This window comes from Flavobacterium sp. (genome assembly GCF_035195345.1).
In the GTDB taxonomy this organism is placed as follows: domain Bacteria; phylum Bacteroidota; class Bacteroidia; order Flavobacteriales; family Flavobacteriaceae; genus Flavobacterium.
In genome coordinates, this window is the sequence record NZ_CP136574.1 from 2,195,006 (window position 1) to 2,213,560 (window position 18,555).

9 protein-coding genes are annotated in these 18,555 nt (G+C 33.0%); 7 read left to right on the forward strand and 2 right to left on the reverse strand.

Features of this window, described 5'->3' with window-relative positions:
• Positions 1-72: 72 nt before the first annotated feature.
• Genes RSE15_RS10380 through RSE15_RS10390 form a run of 3 tightly spaced genes read left to right on the forward strand, consistent with a single transcriptional unit; the run spans position 73 to position 8,177 of the window.
• Positions 73-5,274 (forward strand): T9SS type B sorting domain-containing protein, encoded by a 5,202-nt coding sequence (locus RSE15_RS10380; RefSeq protein ID WP_324068287.1) that lies wholly within the window; start codon positions 73-75, stop codon positions 5,272-5,274.
• A 54-nt stretch (positions 5,275-5,328) separates the two neighbouring features.
• Complete coding sequence (locus RSE15_RS10385; RefSeq protein ID WP_324068289.1) at positions 5,329-6,252, forward strand: PorP/SprF family type IX secretion system membrane protein; 924 nt, start codon at positions 5,329-5,331, stop codon at positions 6,250-6,252.
• Between the two features lie 11 nt (positions 6,253-6,263).
• Positions 6,264-8,177 carry an OmpA family protein gene (locus RSE15_RS10390; RefSeq protein WP_324068291.1) on the forward strand — a complete coding sequence of 638 codons (1,914 nt, stop codon included), beginning with the start codon at positions 6,264-6,266 and terminating at the stop codon, positions 8,175-8,177.
• A gap of 276 nt (positions 8,178-8,453) precedes the next feature.
• Here RSE15_RS10390 and RSE15_RS10395 read toward each other — a convergent pair whose 3' ends face one another.
• Both RSE15_RS10395 and gldJ read right to left on the reverse strand, forming a co-directional pair.
• On the reverse strand, positions 8,454-9,737 hold the full coding sequence (locus RSE15_RS10395) for a UDP-N-acetylmuramoyl-tripeptide--D-alanyl-D-alanine ligase (protein WP_324070454.1): 1,284 nt from the start codon (positions 9,735-9,737) through the stop codon (positions 8,454-8,456).
• Between the two features lie 82 nt (positions 9,738-9,819).
• Positions 9,820-11,517 carry a gliding motility lipoprotein GldJ gene (gldJ, locus tag RSE15_RS10400; protein ID WP_324068293.1) on the reverse strand — a complete coding sequence of 566 codons (1,698 nt, stop codon included), beginning with the start codon at positions 11,515-11,517 and terminating at the stop codon, positions 9,820-9,822.
• A 211-nt stretch (positions 11,518-11,728) separates the two neighbouring features.
• Here gldJ and porU point away from each other — a divergent pair, with 211 nt between their 5' ends.
• The 4 genes from porU to pdhA all read left to right on the forward strand — a co-directional run bounded on the left by porU (position 11,729) and on the right by pdhA (position 18,555).
• Positions 11,729-15,604 (forward strand): type IX secretion system sortase PorU, encoded by a 3,876-nt coding sequence (porU, locus tag RSE15_RS10405; protein ID WP_324068295.1) that lies wholly within the window; start codon positions 11,729-11,731, stop codon positions 15,602-15,604.
• Between the two features lie 39 nt (positions 15,605-15,643).
• Positions 15,644-16,849 carry a type IX secretion system outer membrane channel protein PorV gene (gene porV / locus RSE15_RS10410; protein WP_324068297.1) on the forward strand — a complete coding sequence of 402 codons (1,206 nt, stop codon included), beginning with the start codon at positions 15,644-15,646 and terminating at the stop codon, positions 16,847-16,849.
• A 67-nt stretch (positions 16,850-16,916) separates the two neighbouring features.
• The gene (cdd, locus tag RSE15_RS10415) at positions 16,917-17,396 is read left to right on the forward strand and encodes a cytidine deaminase (protein ID WP_324068299.1); all 480 of its coding nucleotides are present in this window, start codon (positions 16,917-16,919) and stop codon (positions 17,394-17,396) included.
• A gap of 160 nt (positions 17,397-17,556) precedes the next feature.
• Complete coding sequence (gene pdhA, locus RSE15_RS10420) at positions 17,557-18,555, forward strand: pyruvate dehydrogenase (acetyl-transferring) E1 component subunit alpha (protein WP_324068301.1); 999 nt, start codon at positions 17,557-17,559, stop codon at positions 18,553-18,555.

Genomic DNA, 18,555 nt, shown 5'->3' on the forward strand with positions numbered 1-18,555 from the left:
GATGGTACTATTACTATTGCATCAGGGATTTCAGCAGGAACATACACGGTTACTTATTCTATCTGTGAGGTGTTGAATCCAACGAATTGTGACACAGCAGATGTTGTTATTACAGTAGTTGCAGCGCCGATAGTTGCAGTAGATGATAGTTATAGTTCAATCAATGGTTATACAGGATCCACTACAGCTTCTGTGTTAGTGAATGACACATTAAATGGAGTAGTTGTAAATCCATCACAAATTATATTAACACCAGTTACTGTTCCAAGTGGCTTTACATTAAATGCGGATGGTACTATTACTATTGCATCAGGAATTTCAGCAGGAACATACACGGTTACTTATTCTATCTGTGAGGTGTTGAATCCAACGAATTGTGACACAGCAGATGTTGTTATTACAGTAGTTGCAGCGCCGATAGTTGCAGTAGATGATAGTTATAGTTCAATCAATGGTTATACAGGATCCACTACAGCTTCTGTGTTAGCGAATGACACATTAAATGGAGCAGTTGTAAATCCATCACAAATTATATTAACACCAGTTACTGTTCCAAGTGGCTTTACATTAAATGCGGATGGTACTATTACTATTGCATCAGGGATTTCAGCAGGAACATACACGGTTACTTATTCTATCTGTGAGGTGTTGAATCCAACGAATTGTGACACAGCAGATGTTTTTATTACAGTAGTTGCAGCGCCGATAGTTGCAGTAGATGATAGTTATAGTTCAATCAATGGTTATACAGGATCCACTACAGCTTCTGTGTTAGTGAATGACACATTAAATGGAGTAGTTGTAAATCCATCACAAATTATATTAACACCAGTTACTGTTCCAAGTGGCTTTACATTAAATGCGGATGGTACTATTACTATTGCATCAGGGATTTCAGCAGGAACGTACACGGTTACTTATTCTATCTGTGAGGTGTTGAATCCAACGAATTGTGACACAGCAGATGTTTTTATTACAGTAGTTGCAGCGCCGATAGTTGCAGTAGATGATAGTTATAGTTCAATCAATGGTTATACAGGATCCACTACAGCTTCTGTGTTAGCGAATGACACATTAAATGGAGTAGTTGTAAATCCATCACAAATTATATTAACACCAGTTACTGTTCCAAGTGGATTTACATTAAATACGGATGGTACTATTACTATTGCATCAGGGATTTCAGCAGGAACGTACACGGTTACTTATTCTATCTGTGAGGTGTTGAATCCAACGAATTGTGACACAGCAGATGTTGTTATTACAGTAGTTGCAGCGCCGATAGTTGCAGTAGATGATAGTTATAGTTCAATCAATGGTTATACAGGATCCACTACAGCTTCTGTGTTAGTGAATGACACATTAAATGGAGTAGTTGTAAATCCATCACAAATTATATTAACACCAGTTACTGTTCCAAGTGGCTTTACATTAAATGCGGATGGTACTATTACTATTGCATCAGGAATTTCAGCAGGAACATACACGGTTACTTATTCTATCTGTGAGGTGTTGAATCCAACGAATTGTGACACAGCAGATGTTTTTATTACAGTAGTTGCAGCGCCGATAGTTGCAGTAGATGATAGTTATAGTTCAATCAATGGTTATACAGGATCCACTACAGCTTCTGTGTTAGTGAATGACACATTAAATGGAGTAGTTGTAAATCCATCACAAATTATATTAACACCAGTTACTGTTCCAAGTGGCTTTACATTAAATGCGGATGGTACTATTACTATTGCATCAGGAATTTCAGCAGGAACGTACACGGTTACTTATTCTATCTGTGAGGTGTTGAATCCAACGAATTGTGACACAGCAGATGTTTTTATTACAGTAGTTGCAGCGCCGATAGTTGCAGTAGATGATAGTTATAGTTCAATCAATGGTTATACAGGATCCACTACAGCTTCTGTGTTAGTGAATGACACATTAAATGGAGTAGTTGTAAATCCATCACAAATTATATTAACACCAGTTACTGTTCCAAGTGGCTTTACATTAAATGCGGATGGTACTATTACTATTGCATCAGGAATTTCAGCAGGAACGTACACGGTTACTTATTCTATCTGTGAGGTGTTGAATCCAACGAATTGTGACACAGCAGATGTTTTTATTACAGTAGTTGCAGCGCCGATAGTTGCAGTAGATGATAGTTATAGTTCAATCAATGGTTATACAGGATCCACTACAGCTTCTGTGTTAGTGAATGACACATTAAATGGAGTAGTTGTAAATCCATCACAAATTATATTAACACCAGTTACTGTTCCAAGTGGCTTTACATTAAATGCGGATGGTACTATTACTATTGCATCAGGGATTTCAGCAGGAACATACACGGTTACTTATTCTATCTGTGAGGTGTTGAATCCAACGAATTGTGACACAGCAGATGTTGTTATTACAGTAGTTGCAGCGCCGATAGTTGCAGTAGATGATAGTTATAGTTCAATCAATGGTTATACAGGATCCACTACAGCTTCTGTGTTAGCGAATGACACATTAAATGGAGCAGTTGTAAATCCATCACAAATTATATTAACACCAGTTACTGTTCCAAGTGGCTTTACATTAAATGCGGATGGTACTATTACTATTGCATCAGGGATTTCAGCAGGAACGTACACGGTTACTTATTCTATCTGTGAGGTGTTGAATCCAACGAATTGTGACACAGCAGATGTTGTTATTACAGTAGTTGCAGCGCCGATAGTTGCAGTAGATGATAGTTATAGTTCAATCAATGGTTATACAGGATCCACTACAGCTTCTGTGTTAGTGAATGACACATTAAATGGAGTAGTTGTAAATCCATCACAAATTATATTAACACCAGTTACTGTTCCAAGTGGCTTTACATTAAATGCGGATGGTACTATTACTATTGCATCAGGGATTTCAGCAGGAACATACACGGTTACTTATTCTATCTGTGAGGTGTTGAATCCAACGAATTGTGACACAGCAGATGTTGTTATTACAGTAGTTGCAGCGCCGATAGTTGCAGTAGATGATAGTTATAGTTCAATCAATGGTTATACAGGATCCACTACAGCTTCTGTGTTAGTGAATGACACATTAAATGGAGTAGTTGTAAATCCATCACAAATTATATTAACACCAGTTACTGTTCCAAGTGGCTTTACATTAAATGCGGATGGTACTATTACTATTGCATCAGGAATTTCAGCAGGAACATACACGGTTACTTATTCTATCTGTGAGGTGTTGAATCCAACGAATTGTGACACAGCAGATGTTGTTATTACAGTAGTTGCAGCGCCGATAGTTGCAGTAGATGATAGTTATAGTTCAATCAATGGTTATACAGGATCCACTACAGCTTCTGTGTTAGCGAATGACACATTAAATGGAGCAGTTGTAAATCCATCACAAATTATATTAACACCAGTTACTGTTCCAAGTGGCTTTACATTAAATGCGGATGGTACTATTACTATTGCATCAGGGATTTCAGCAGGAACATACACGGTTACTTATTCTATCTGTGAGGTGTTGAATCCAACGAATTGTGACACAGCAGATGTTTTTATTACAGTAGTTGCAGCGCCGATAGTTGCAGTAGATGATAGTTATAGTTCAATCAATGGTTATACAGGATCCACTACAGCTTCTGTGTTAGTGAATGACACATTAAATGGAGTAGTTGTAAATCCATCAGAAATTATATTAACACCAGTTACTGTTCCAAGTGGCTTTACATTAAATGCGGATGGTACTATTACTATTGCATCAGGGATTTCAGCAGGAACATACACGGTTACTTATTCTATCTGTGAGGTGTTGAATCCAACGAATTGTGACACAGCAGATGTTGTTATTACAGTAGTTGCAGCGCCGATAGTTGCAGTAGATGATAGTTATAGTTCAATCAATGGTTATACAGGATCCACTACAGCTTCTGTGTTAGCGAATGACACATTAAATGGAGCAGTTGTAAATCCATCACAAATTATATTAACACCAGTTACTGTTCCAAGTGGCTTTACATTAAATGCGGATGGTACTATTACTATTGCATCAGGGATTTCAGCAGGAACATACACGGTTACTTATTCTATCTGTGAGGTGTTGAATCCAACGAATTGTGACACAGCAGATGTTGTTATTACAGTAGTTGCAGCGCCGATAGTTGCAGTAGATGACAATTACACATCAAGTTTGTTTAATGGAGTCGCAGGAGGTGTTGTAGGTGATTTGACACTTAATGATACATTAAATGGCGCTTCTGTTTTAGATAGTTTAATTACAATAACATTGTTAAATACTGGTGGTATTTCAGGTTTGTCTATTGATGCTAATGGTAATCTTTTCATTCCTTCAGGTACGCCGTCTGGATCCTATATAATAGAATATCAAATATGTGAAATATTGAATCCAACAAATTGTGATGTTGCTACAGTTTCTATTATTATAGGAAGTTGTTTAGATTTTCTAATTAATGACTGTGATGGTGATGGTGTTACTAATGGACAGGAAATTATTGACGGAACTGATCCTTCAAACTCTTGTGACTTGACGGTTTCAAATCAAGATGCTTCACCTAATTTAGCTTGGTTACAAGGAGATTGCGATGGTGATGGAGTTTCAAACGGTCAAGAAGTAATAGATGGTACTGATCCGATTAATCCTTGTGATTACTTTCTTAATCATGTGGTATTACCTCAAGGAGGACTTTGGTTAGCTGCTGATTGTGACGGTGATGGAGTAACTAACGGTCAAGAAATTATTGATGGTACTAATCTATCGGATCCATGTGAGTCAATTGAAGAAAACGTTAGCTTGCCTCAATCACAAGAATTCTTAGTTGGAGATTGTGATGGTGATGGTTTAAATAATGGTGAAGAGATTGGTAACAATCCTAATAATCCTAATGATTCTAATGGAAATGGAATCCCTGATTATTTAGAAATAAATAACCATAGTGTGTCGCAAGATGACTTAGAAATCTTCAATTTAGTTACGCCAAATGCCGATGGGGATAATGATATATTTGTGATTAGAAATATTGAGTTATATCCTAATAACTCTGTGGAAATATACAATAGATGGGGTGTGAAGGTATTTGAAACTAAAGGTTACGGACAGAATGGGCAATTTTTTAGAGGCATATCTGAAGGTAGGGTAACTATAAATCAAGATTCTGAATTACCAATAGGGACTTATTTTTATATAGTTAAATATGTTAATGATCAAGGAACAAATAAAGAGCGTTCAGGGTACTTATATCTTAATAGATAAATTTATTGAAGAAGTGAATTAGCTTCTTCATAATAAATATTAAAAATTTATAAAATGAAAAAAATATTTTTTATTGTATTCTTAGTGTGGTTGCCTACATTTGGACAACAAGATTCACAATACACACAATATATGTATAATACTATTAATATAAATCCTGCATACGCTGGAAGTAGAGATGTATTAAGTATATTTGGTTTGCATCGTAATCAATGGGTTGGTTTAGATGGTGCTCCTGTTACAAATACATTTGCAATTCATACTCCCCTTAAGAATGAGAAATTAGGGTTAGGATTATCGTTTATTAATGATCGTATAGGGCCTTCTGATGAAAGTTCTATTTCAATAGATTTTTCGTATTCATTTCCTGTGTCTGTTAACTATAAATTAGCTTTTGGTCTTAAAGCAACAGGGAATTTTTTGAATGTTGATTTTACAAAGCTTAATATATACAATCCCGGAGATCCATTAGCACAATATAATATTGATAATAAATTTTCGCCTAATGTTGGGGCTGGAATTTATTATTATTCAGATAAAACTTATTTTGGTTTTTCAATTCCTAACTTTTTAGAGACCAGACATTTTGATAAAGGGCAAGCTTCGTTTTCTCAAAATTCTGTAGCAGCAGAGCGTTTACATTACTATTTTATTATGGGTAAAGTTTTTGATATTTCTCCAATGGTTAAATTTAAACCTGCTTTGCTTTCAAAAATTGTAGAAGGTTCTCCATTGCAAATTGATTTTTCTGCAAATTTTCTATTCCATGAACGTTTTAATATTGGGGCTGCTTATAGATGGGATGCAGCAGGAAGTTTATTAGCTGGTTTCCAAGTTTCTGATAATTGGTTTATTGGATATGCTTATGATATGGAAACTACAAAACTTAATAATTATAACTCAGGGTCACATGAGTTCTTTTTAAGATATGAATTCAATAAAAAATCAGAAAGGGTTATTAATCCAAGATTCTTTTAATAGTTAATATTATGAAATATATAATAAGCATAATAAGTTTAGGTTGCTTTTTTTCCGTTTCTGCACAAGATATAAAAGAAAAATTAGCAGAAAAAAAATATGAAGGATATTCTTATATAGATGCTATTGCTATATATGAAAAAGTTGCAGAAAAAGGATATACATCCATTGAATTGTTTCAAAAATTAGGTGATGCCTATTATTTTAATGGCATGTTGGATAAATCAAAAGTATGGTATGATAAGTTGTTTCAATTAAATAACCAATCTTTAGATCCTGAGTATTATTTTCGTTACTCTCAATCATTAAAAGCTGTGAAATCTTATAATGATGCCGATAAATTAATGGAGAAATTTTATACACTTACTAACGATTATCGTGGAGAGTTGTATGTTAAAAATAAGTTGTATTTGGTTGATATTAACTATAGTTTGGACAAGTTTACCATTGAAGATGCAGGAATTAATTCGGAATATTCTGATTATGGAGGAAATTTTAAAGATTCCAAAATGTATTTCGTTTCAAATAGAATTCCAAAAAATAATAAAAAGAAGATTGATAAATGGACTAATCAAAATTTTTTGAATATATATCGCGCTGAGTTTAGTGATTCTGCAAAAGTGGTATATATTGATGAGATTGTTGATGAGTTCAATACGAAATATCATGAGTCAAGCCCTGTGTTTACTAAAGATGGAAAAACTATGTATTTTACCCGTAACAACTTTAATTACGGTAAAGTGGGCATGGATAAAGATAACGTTGTTAAGTTGAAACTTTTTAAATCAACTTTTTTAAATGGAAAATGGGGAAAAATAGAAGAATTACCATTTAATAGTAACGATTTCAGTATTGCTCATCCTGCATTAAGTATTGACGAAAAAACGCTTTATTTTGCCTCTGACATGCCAGGAGGTTATGGAAATTCAGATTTATATAAAGTAGCTATTAAAGAAGATGGTACATATGGGATTCCTGTAAATTTAGGAGAGAAAATTAATACGAAGGCTAGAGAAACATTTCCATTTATAGCATCTGATGGTATTTTGTATTTTTCATCAGATGGTCTTGTGGGAATAGGAGGATTGGATGTTTTTAAATCTCATCCTGATGTTGAAGGTAATTATATTAGTTTTAATAATGTAGGTGCTCCTATTAATAGTGAGCGCGATGATTTTGCTTTTATAGAAAGTCCTTTTAAAAATGTGTTCTTTGTTTCATCTAATCGTCAAGGAGGTAAAGGGTATGACGATGTTTATAAAGTAAAAGTTAATCCTGAGCCTAAAAAGATTGAATTTACCGATGTAGTTATTGATGAAATTTTAAAAGAGCCAATTCAAAATTCTAGGATTACTTTGTTAGATGCTAATCAAAACATCCTTGGTAGTACTAAATCAGATTCTTTAGGACAATTTAAATTTTCTGATCTTCGATATGATAGGGAGTATTATATTAAAGTAGAAAATGATATTTATTTAACTAAAGAGTTTCGTGTTAAAGGAGGAAAAATTAAAAGCGAAAAATTTGAAATCGCTCCTAAAATCATTAAAACTAAAACAGGAGATGATTTAGTTAAGTTGTTGGACATTTCAATTTATTTTGATTTGGATAAGTATTTTATTCGTCCTGATGTAGAAGTTGAGATGGCAAAGATTGTTGAAATCTTAAAGATGTATCCTAATTTAAAAATTGACATTCGCTCACATACGGATAGTAGACAAAGCGAAGCTTACAATTTACGCTTGTCTAATTTTCGCGCAAAAGCTACTCGTGATTTTTTAATTAAAAAAGGTATCGCTAAAGAACGATTGACTTGTAAAGGATACGGAGAATCTCAGTTGTTAAATGATTGTTCAGATGCGGTTCCGTGTACTCGAGAACAACATCAATTAAATAGACGAAGTGAGTTTGTTTTAGTGCAATAGTGTTTTAAAAATTTTATTAAAAGGAGTAAGCAAAGTTTTAAGTTATTAAATACAATTTTTGTTATTATTCTATTTTTATTATTATGGAATAATTAAATTTTCATAATAAATAAGAGTTAAATTATTATTAATGAAATATTGAATTTAGTGCTTCATATTTAAATACAATAAAACCTTTATCAATGAATACTATTTAGTGCTCATGATTTTTGGTTTTATTAATAGGTATTTGGTTTTTACTAATAGAAGTCTAGTTGGGGTATATTTTAATAGAGGCTAAAATAAATCCAAAGTTTTTTCAAGAGCCATTCCTCTAGAACCTTTTATTAAGATTAAACTGTTTTTTATTTCATTCGTTTTGAGAAATGTAGAAAAAGCATTGAAATCTTCAAAGAAATTTAAATGGGCGTTATTTGTTTTGTTGTTATAAAAATGTTTTCCTATAAAAAAGGTGGTGATTTCTTTTTCATTTTCTAATAACTCAATCACTTTTTTATGTTCAATGAGGCTTTCTTCTCCTAGTTCAAACATATCTCCTAATATAGCAATTTTGCTGTCATTTGCTAACTGTATAAAATTCCCGATTGCGGCCGACATACTGCTTGGATTTGCATTGTAAGCGTCTAGAATTATTTCGTTGTTGTTTTTCTGAATTAGTTGGGAACGATTATTTTCTGGTATATAGTTCTCAATTGCTGCTTTTATTAACACATCCGAAATTTTAAAATAGTTCCCTATTGTAATTGCAGCATTAATATTGTTTGCATTGTAAATTCCAATAAGATGTGAATTAATAGTTTGATTGTTGTACGTAATCTTCACCATGGGATTGGCCTCTATTTTTGTAATTTTCACATCTGCTTCAGTTTCATTTAAAGCAAAACTATATTGGTTTATATGTGATGACTTTTCTTTTTGAGTGATGTCATCAAGATTTACAAAAACTGTTTTTTCGTTGTTTCTAAGGTAGTCATACATTTCGCTTTTGCCTTTAATAACTCCTTCAACTCCTCCAAATCCTTCTAAGTGTGCTTTACCAAAATTGGTTATATAGCCAAAATCAGGTTGAGCAATTTGGCATAAAAATTCAATCTCTTTTTGATGGTTTGCGCCCATTTCAACAATTCCTATTTCAGTTTCCTTTGAAAAACGCAAAAGTGTTAGAGGAACTCCAATATGATTGTTTAAATTACCAATTGTTGCTAGTGTATTATATTTTTTAGAAAGTACGGCATGAATTAGTTCCTTTGTTGTGGTTTTTCCATTGCTTCCTGTTAATGCAATTATAGGTATTCCTAAATATGTTCTATGATATTTTGCTAGCTCTTGTAATGCAATGAGAGAATCTTCTACAAGAATGGTGCGTTCGTTTATTGTGTAGTTTGGATTGTCAATTATAACGTATTTAGCGCCTTTTTCTAGTGCTTCTTTAGCAAATGTGTTAGCGTCGAAGTTATCGCCTTTTAGAGCTATAAATAATGAGTCTTTTTCTATTTTACGAGTATCTGTAGAAACACTTGTACAATTTAAAAACAAGGAATGTATATAAGCTATTGTTATCATGTGCGATATATTAAATAGCGACGAAGATAAAAAAAAGCCCTTTCAAACGAAAGGGCTTTTTTAAGTAATTGTATGAAAATTATTTTTTTGGATTTCCTCTAGGAGTTTTCTTCTTAGATTTTGGGCCAACTTTAGACATAGCGCATCTAAATCCGATGTAATCTGTAGCCATATCTTGTGGGAAGAATCTTCTAGATGCTGGGTCTAACCAATATGCTCTATCTCTCCATGAACCTCCTTTATAAACTCTAACATTGTCGTCTACTAAAGTTGTTCTTTTGTCTGAACGGTCATATTTTTTGTTCATTTTCCCTAAACTGTCAGCTGTGATTGAGTGTTTAGGAGCTTCGTACATTCTTTTTTGATCACCAGTAGCTCCACCTTCTTCAGAATCATTAAACTTATAGAAACGTGTAGATTGTCTATCTCCATCTCTGTAATTTCTATTGTCAGAAGTTGAGAATTGAGTTCTTAAATAAGTTTCATTTTCATCAACGGGAACTTGAGCAATTTGGCCTGGATAATTTCTAGCTATAATTCTACCATTAATTAAAGTATCGTATTTAATGTTGTCTGAAGTTACTAATTCAACAACTCCGTCTTCACCAATTTTATTTTTAGTATATACGTTACCTCTAAAGTAGTTAAAATCATTAGCTTCATCATCAACAATAGGTCTATAAACATCTTGTACCCATTCTGCTACGTTACCAGCCATATCATATAAACCAAAATCATTTGGTGCGTATGCTTTTACTTTATTTGTAATATCAGCTCCGTCATCAGACCAACCTGCAATTCCACCGTAATCTCCTTTACCTTGTTTAAAGTTTGCTAATTGGTCTCCTCTATATTGTCTTTTAGAAGAACGTGTATATTGACCATTCCAAGGATATTTCTTTTGTCCTTTATAAATGTTGTACTCTCTGTTACCAACTAAAGCTACTGCAGCATATTCCCACTCAGCTTCTGTAGGAAGTCTATATTCTGGTAAAATTAAACCAGAACTTCTTTGAGCGTAAACGTTTTTAGCCGTATCAGCAGCTGGTCGTCTTCCGCCGCCCATTTCTTTTTTCAATACAACTTCTTCATTTCCACCAAATGCTTTTGATGGAGTATTTATGTAAGTTTCTGTACTAAATGATTTTTCAGCAGTTACGTCAGAACCTAATTTAATTTTGTTATCTTTTTTAAGGTATCCTTCGCGCTCTAAAATATTCTCATTTACACGATCTGTTCTCCATTTACTAAATTCTACCGCTTGAATCCAATTAACTCCTACTACTGGGTAATCAGCATATGCTGGGTGTCTTAAATAGTTGTTAGTCATGGTTTCATTATAACCTAGGCGATTTCTCCATACTAAAGTATCTGGAATTGCTCCATTATAAATATGTTTATAGTTTTCTTCTGTAGGAGGAAAAACAGTTTTTACCCAAAACAAAAACTCAGAGTACATTTTATTAGTAACTTCTGTTTCATCCATAAAAAAAGATTGAACGTGTTGTTGGTTTGGAGAGTTATTCCAATCGTGCATAACATCGTCTTGTACTTTACCCATTGTAAATGTACCTCCTTCAATAGAAATCATCCCTGGAGGTGTTTCTTGTTGTTTAAACTTGTCGTTAAACTGGAATCCGCCTTTCTTGTCATTGATTTTCCATCCTGTAGCAGTAGATCCACCTTTAGTGTTTCCTTTCTTACTACAACCTGTAAAGCCTAATGTTAGCGCTAATACTACTAGCACTTTTAAAGCCATAATTTTTTTAATTTTCATACTTTAGTAGGTAATAAATTTCGTGTCGCAAGATAATAATAATGAATTAAAATGCAACATGTTTTTAGTTTTTTGTAAAAAAAAATTAATGTTATGTTAAATTCTTTTCTCTAACAACGTTTTATATTAAGTTTTATTGTAAAAAATTAGATTAAAATAAATTATTTTTCTCTCTTTGTAATATATATGTCTTAAATACGTTTTGAAGTTAATGAAAAAGGCTCTCTTATTATTATTTTTATTCTTTTCTCTGTTTACTTTTGGTCAGCAAACAGAAAATATTACTATTAATTGGTATTCTAATGTTAACTATAGTATAGGTGATTCGTCTATTAAGGTGCCTCAATTTGATTCTAATTTTTTCAATATTGATATATCATTACGTAAAATTCAATTCAGAAAAATGGTTCCTGTTACCGCACTTACAGATGCCTCGAGTTTGGTTGTTTCTAATGTGGTCTATCAATCTATTAATGCAGCTGATCTTTATGATTTAGATTTATCGGTTATCCCAAACAAATTGCTTGCTACATTAGAGGTTGTTCGTGTTCGAGAGGATTATAAAGGACTTTTAATTTTAAGTCCTATTATTAAAGTAGGGAATGATTATAAAAAAGTGGTTTCCTTTTCCTATTCTTTTCAAAACAGCATATTAAACAGAAATCTAAATCAAAATGTAGTTCAATCGATTTCAAATTCTGTTTTAGCATCAGGTAATTGGCATCGCTTTTATGTTGAAAAGTCTGGAGTTTATAAAATTACTAAATCTTTTTTACAAAGTTTAGGATTTAATGTAAGTGTTGACCCAAGAAATATTAAGATTTATGGAAATGGTGGACGAATGCTTCCATTAAATAATTCAATTCCTTATCCAGATGATTTGGCAGAAAATGCAATTCAGTTTGTGGGTCAAGAAGATGGTGTTTTTGATAATAGCGATTATATTTTGTTTTATGCAGAAGGTGTGGATACTTGGAATACCGAAAGTTTAACCAGTGTAAATCTTTTTGCAGATAAATCCTATTTTTATATAACTTCAGGAGGAGGGAATTTAGGAAAAAGAATTGAGCCAGCCATTCAACCAATAAACACACCTTCTATTTCTTTTTCACAGTTTGATGATATTTTATATCATGAAAAAGATTTAGTAAATGCAGGAAAAGTGGGTAGAAGATGGTTTGGCGAACAATTTAATATTGATGAATTGCAAAATTTTGATTTTTCTATTCCAAATATTGATATAACTGTTCCTATTCAAATTAAAGTTAATACTGCGTCGAAGTCGTTTGGTAGTTCTTCATTTAACATAAAAGCCAATGCTGTTGATTTAGGAACATTAGTATTTCCACAATTGACATCTGGAACCGGAGTTGAGGGCTATGAATCTGCTTTGAATACAGTTTTTAATGCAACATCGTCTGCAATATCAATTGCATTAGCTTATAATAATGGGGGTGTTCCAAGTTCAAATGGTTACTTAGATTTTATAAGATTAAAAGTCAAACGCAATTTAACTGGTTTTTCAAAGCAATTCTTTTTTTATAATGATTTAGAAGAAACCAATATTGGAGTTGGGGAATATAAAATTACAAATGCTACTAGTATTTCTCAAGTGTGGGATGTTACAGATAGGTTTAATGTCGCATCTTATGAAAATACTTCTGGAGCTAATTTTAATTTTAAAGTGAATTTAGGTACAGCAAAAAAATATGTTGCTATAGATTTATCAGACACTTTTACTCCTCTTCGTGAATCAAACGCAGTTGTTGTGAATCAAAATTTAAAAGGATCTATTTTTAAAGATGCACAAGGAAATTTTCAAGATATTGATTATTTAATTCTAACACCAGAATTTTTATCAGCACAGGCAGAACGATTGGCTGATTTTCATAGAAGTAATTCTGGATTAGTGGTTAGGGTGGTTACGCTTGAAAAAATTTACCATGAGTTTTCTTCGGGAAAACAAGATATTGCGGCTATTCGTAATTTAATAAAATATGTGTATTGGAATGCATCTGCTCCCGATAAAAGAGTAAAATATGTTAATCTTTTCGGAGATGCTTCTTATGATTATAAAAACAGATTGTTTAATAATACTAATATTGTTCCTGTTTTTCACAGTTTTAATCCGTTAGCTACTGAAACTAATAATGTTTCTAATTTTTCATTGTATTCCACTTTTATGTCGGATGATTTTTTTGGTTTGATGGATGATGGTGAAGGTCAGATGTTAGGTTCTTTTGATGGAATTGATATTGCTGTAGGAAGAATGTTAGTTGCATCAGTTAGTCAAGCTAAAGAAATGGTCGACAAAGTAATAGAATATCATGACGAAAAATCATATGGAAGATGGCGAAACAATTATGTTATTTATTCAGATGATGCCGATAATTCTACCGATGCAACTCTTCAGTTTGGATTAGATAATTTAGCAAATACATTAACAGCTCAAAAACCATTTGTAAATGTAAAAAAAATCCATACTGATTCTTATTTACAGCAAGTTGCGGCAGGAGGAGAACGTTACCCTGAAGCTAAAAAAGATTTTTTAGATGCTATAGAACTTGGTGCTTTAGTATTTAATTATTTTGGACATGGAAGCGAAGAATCACTAGCAAGGGAACGACTTTTTGAAAAATTAGATGCTCAAAATTTAACCAATCGTTATAGATATCCACTTTTTATAACAATAACCTGTGAATTTACTCGTTTTGATGATCCAAATCGTTTTACAGGAGGTGAATATATGTTTTGGAATAAAAGTGGAGGCGCAATTGGTTTAATTGCAACCACTCGCCAAATCGGAGTTACCACAGGATTTATAATGAATAATTTGTTGAGTGAGGATTTATATGCTTTTGGTTCCAATAATTATCCATCCATTGCAGAAGCTTTGCGTTTAACTAAACTAAGTACGGGTTCTGATAACAGAAGAGTGGTGTTTTATATTGGTGATCCAGCTTTAAAATTGGCAATTCCAAAGCCTAAAATTGTATTAACAAAAGTAAATGATGTCCCAACCAATCAACCATTGCCAGTTTTACAAGCTTTAAGTTTAACAAAGATTACAGGACAAGTAAGAGATGAAAATGATGTTTTATTCTCGGGCTATAATGGCGATTTAGCAGTTCAAATATTTGATAAAGACATCAATCGTACAACTTTGGGAAATAATGGAGTAACAGATTCCAATGGATTAATAGTTATGAATTTTACTACATTAGGTGAAACCGTTTTTAGAGGTAATGCATCCGTAGTAAATGGACAATTTGAATTTAGTTTTGTGGTGCCTCAAGATATTAGAATACCTGTAGGGAATGGGAAAATAAGTTTTTATGCAAAACGAGATGCTCCTAATTTAGATAACCAAACAGGATATGATAGATCTATACAAATAGGTGGTGTTAATGCAAATCCTGTAACCGATACAAATCCGCCAACGGTTCGATTACATATGAATGATGAAGGTTTTGTTTCTGGAGGTATTACAAATTGTTCGCCAATTTTATTAGCTTTTTTAACAGATGAAAACGGAATTAATACAGCAAGTGGAATTGGACATGATATTGTAGCAATATTGGATGGTGATGAGTCAAATCCTTACGTGTTAAACGAATATTATGAAACGGAAAATGATGATTATACAAGAGGATATGTTCGATTCCCTTTTAGAGATTTAGCGCCTGGGATGCATACAATTTTATTCAAAGCCTGGGATGTTTATAACAATTTAATAACTACAGAAATTCAATTCAATGCTATTTGTTCTTCAGAAGGATTACAGTTAGAAAAAGTGTTGAATTATCCAAATCCGTTTGTTAGTTACACCGAGTTTTGGTTTACCCATAATATGCCTTTTGAGCCATTAGATGTTCAAGTACAAATATTAACTGTTTCAGGAAAATTAGTAAAAACAATTAATCAACAAGTAACAACAGAAGGATTTTTATGTAGAGAAATTACTTGGGATGGAAGAGATGATTTTGGAGATAAGTTAGGAAAAGGCGTGTATGTTTATAAAATAAAAGTTCGATCAACCACAACTGGACAGTCGGTCGAAAAATATGAGAAACTTGTAATACTATAATAAAATACTATATTTGTTAAATTAATTTTTATAAAAACAATGAAAAAAATTGCTATATTATTAATCTTGTTCACTGTAAGTCAGAATATTAAAGCACAAGAAAATAGAGTGATAACGACAGGTGTTCCCTTTTTATTAATTGCAGCTGATGCACGTTCTGCTGGTATGGGAGATATGGGAGTAGCTACTTCGGCAGATGCTTTTTCACAACAATTCAACCCGGCTAAATATGCTTTTTCACTTCAAAAACAAGGGTTTTCGGTAAGTTACACCCCTTACTTATCCAGCATTGCTAATGATATTTCTTTAGGGCAATTAACTTATTATAATAGAATAAATGATAGAAGTGCATTTGCAGGATCTCTACGTTTTTTTGGGTTAGGAGACATTGAATTAAGACAAACGGCAGATCCAAATGAAGCGGTCAGAACCGTGAACCCTAATGAATTAGCATTGGATGGTTCTTATTCCTTAAAGCTTAGTGATCGTTTTTCTATGGCGGTTGCAGGAAGATTTATTCGTTCGGCATTACGAGTTCCTGATTTGAATAACGATGTTTCAGCGGCAACCACTTTTGCAGTTGATGTTGCGGGTTATTATCAATCGGAAGAAGTAGCTTATGATGATTTTAATGGAAGATGGAGAGCAGGATTTAATTTTCAGAATTTGGGACCTAAAATCAGCTATGATAAAGATGATTTAAATAATAACTTTTTACCGGCTAATATGCGCTTAGGTGGAGGTTTTGATTTTATATTTGACGAATACAGTAAAATAGGTGTTACTGCAGAAGTTACTAAATTGTTAGTGCCAACTCCCCCTGCAATTGTTGCTCCAGTTGATGCGGATGGTAGTGGTTCTATAGATGCTTCCGAAGAACAAATAGCTGAGGATGCTTACGCGCAAGCGCTTTCAGATTATAGAAAAACAAGTTGGACTGGTGGTATTTTTAAATCTTTTAATGATGCTCCAGATGGAATTTCAGAAGAATTGAAAGAGTTTACTTGGGCATTAGGCGCAGAATATTGGTACCAAGATTCATTTGCACTTCGTTTAGGTTATTTTAACGAGAACGAGTATAAAGGGGCAAGAAAATTCTTTACCTTAGGAGCAGGCTTTAAGTACAATGTTGTTAAAATTGATGTATCCTATTTGTTTTCAGCTTCTAAAGTTAGAAATCCATTGGAAAACACACTACGTTTTTCTTTGACATTTAATTTTGGAGAAAATTATGATGAACTTTAAATAAAAAAATAAATTATACTAACATCCAAATTCTTACTTTAGAATTTGGATTTTTTTTCCTCAATATATGAAGCAAATAAATATACATTCAACAATTACTATATTAACGGAACAGGAACTTAACGCAATAGAGCTGGATTTAAAAAAGCAAGCCTTTGAAGCCCGTAGTAAAGCGTATGCGCCTTATTCTAAATTTACAGTAGGTGCAGCAATTCTTTTGGATAATGGGGTTGTTGTTAAGGGTTCTAATCAGGAAAATGCGGCATATCCTTCGGGTTTATGTGCAGAACGTGTGGCTATTTATTATGCTGGTGCGAATTATCCTGACGCAAAAATTGTAAAAATGTTTATTACAGCTTCTCCGCAAGATAGAGATTTAGAATTACCAATACCACCTTGTGGAAGTTGTCGTCAAGCAATTGCGGAATATGAATTTAAACAAGATGTTTCCATTGAAATCTTTTTTATGGGAGCAAAAGGAGATATTTATAAATCAGATTCGTTAAAAAATCTACTACCATTTGTTTTTGATAAAAATCACCTATAACGATTTCGTAACTTTTTTTATCAAATTTGTTATAAAAAATACAAAAATCGTGGAATATAATTTTTTCAATCAGGTTCTATGTAGTATTTTTGCTGTTCGTAAAATTGTAAATGACTAATAGTGTCTTTTACAATTCAATTGTATTATAAAACAAACAAAAATGAAACCAATTACAAGAGAAGTTTACCTAAAATGGTATGAAGACATGCTGTTTTGGAGAAAGTTTGAAGATAAACTTGCCGCTGTTTATATCCAACAAAAAGTTAGAGGATTTTTGCACCTATACAATGGTCAAGAAGCAGTTTTAGCTGGAGCTTTACACGCAATGGACTTGTCTAAAGATAAAATGATTACCGCTTACCGTAATCACGTTCAGCCAATTGGAATGGGTGTAGATCCAAGAAAAGTAATGGCAGAATTGTATGGAAAAGTTACAGGTACTTCAAAAGGAATGGGTGGATCTATGCATATTTTTTCTAAAGAACATGGTTTCTACGGAGGTCACGGAATTGTAGGAGCACAAATTCCAGTAGGAGCAGGTATGGCTTTTGCTGATAAATATTTTGAAACAGGTGGTGTTACTTTAACCTATTTTGGTGATGGTGCTGCGCGTCAAGGTTCATTACATGAAGCTTTTAACATGGCAATGTTATGGAAATTACCAGTGGTTTTTATTGTTGAGAACAACGGTTATGCAATGGGAACATCTGTAGAAAGAACTGCAAATCATACTGATATTTGGAAACTAGGTTTAGGATATGAAATGCCTTGTGGGCCAGTTGACGGAATGAATCCAGTAAAAGTAGCTGAAGCAATGCATGAAGCAATGGAAAGAGCACGTCGTGGAGACGGACCAACTTTCTTAGAAATGAAAACATATCGTTACAGAGGACACTCAATGTCTGATGCACAATTATATAGAACAAAAGAGGAAGTGGAAGAGTACAAAAAAATCGACCCAATTACTCAAGTTCTTGATATTATTAAAGAAAATAACTACGCTACAGAGACTGAAATCGAAACAATCGATCAAAGAGTAGCTGATTTAGTGGCTGAATGTGAAAAATTCGCTGAAGATTCTCCATTTCCAGAAGCACAACAATTGTATGACGTAGTGTACGAACAAGAAAATTATCCTTTCATCCCACATAAATTATAA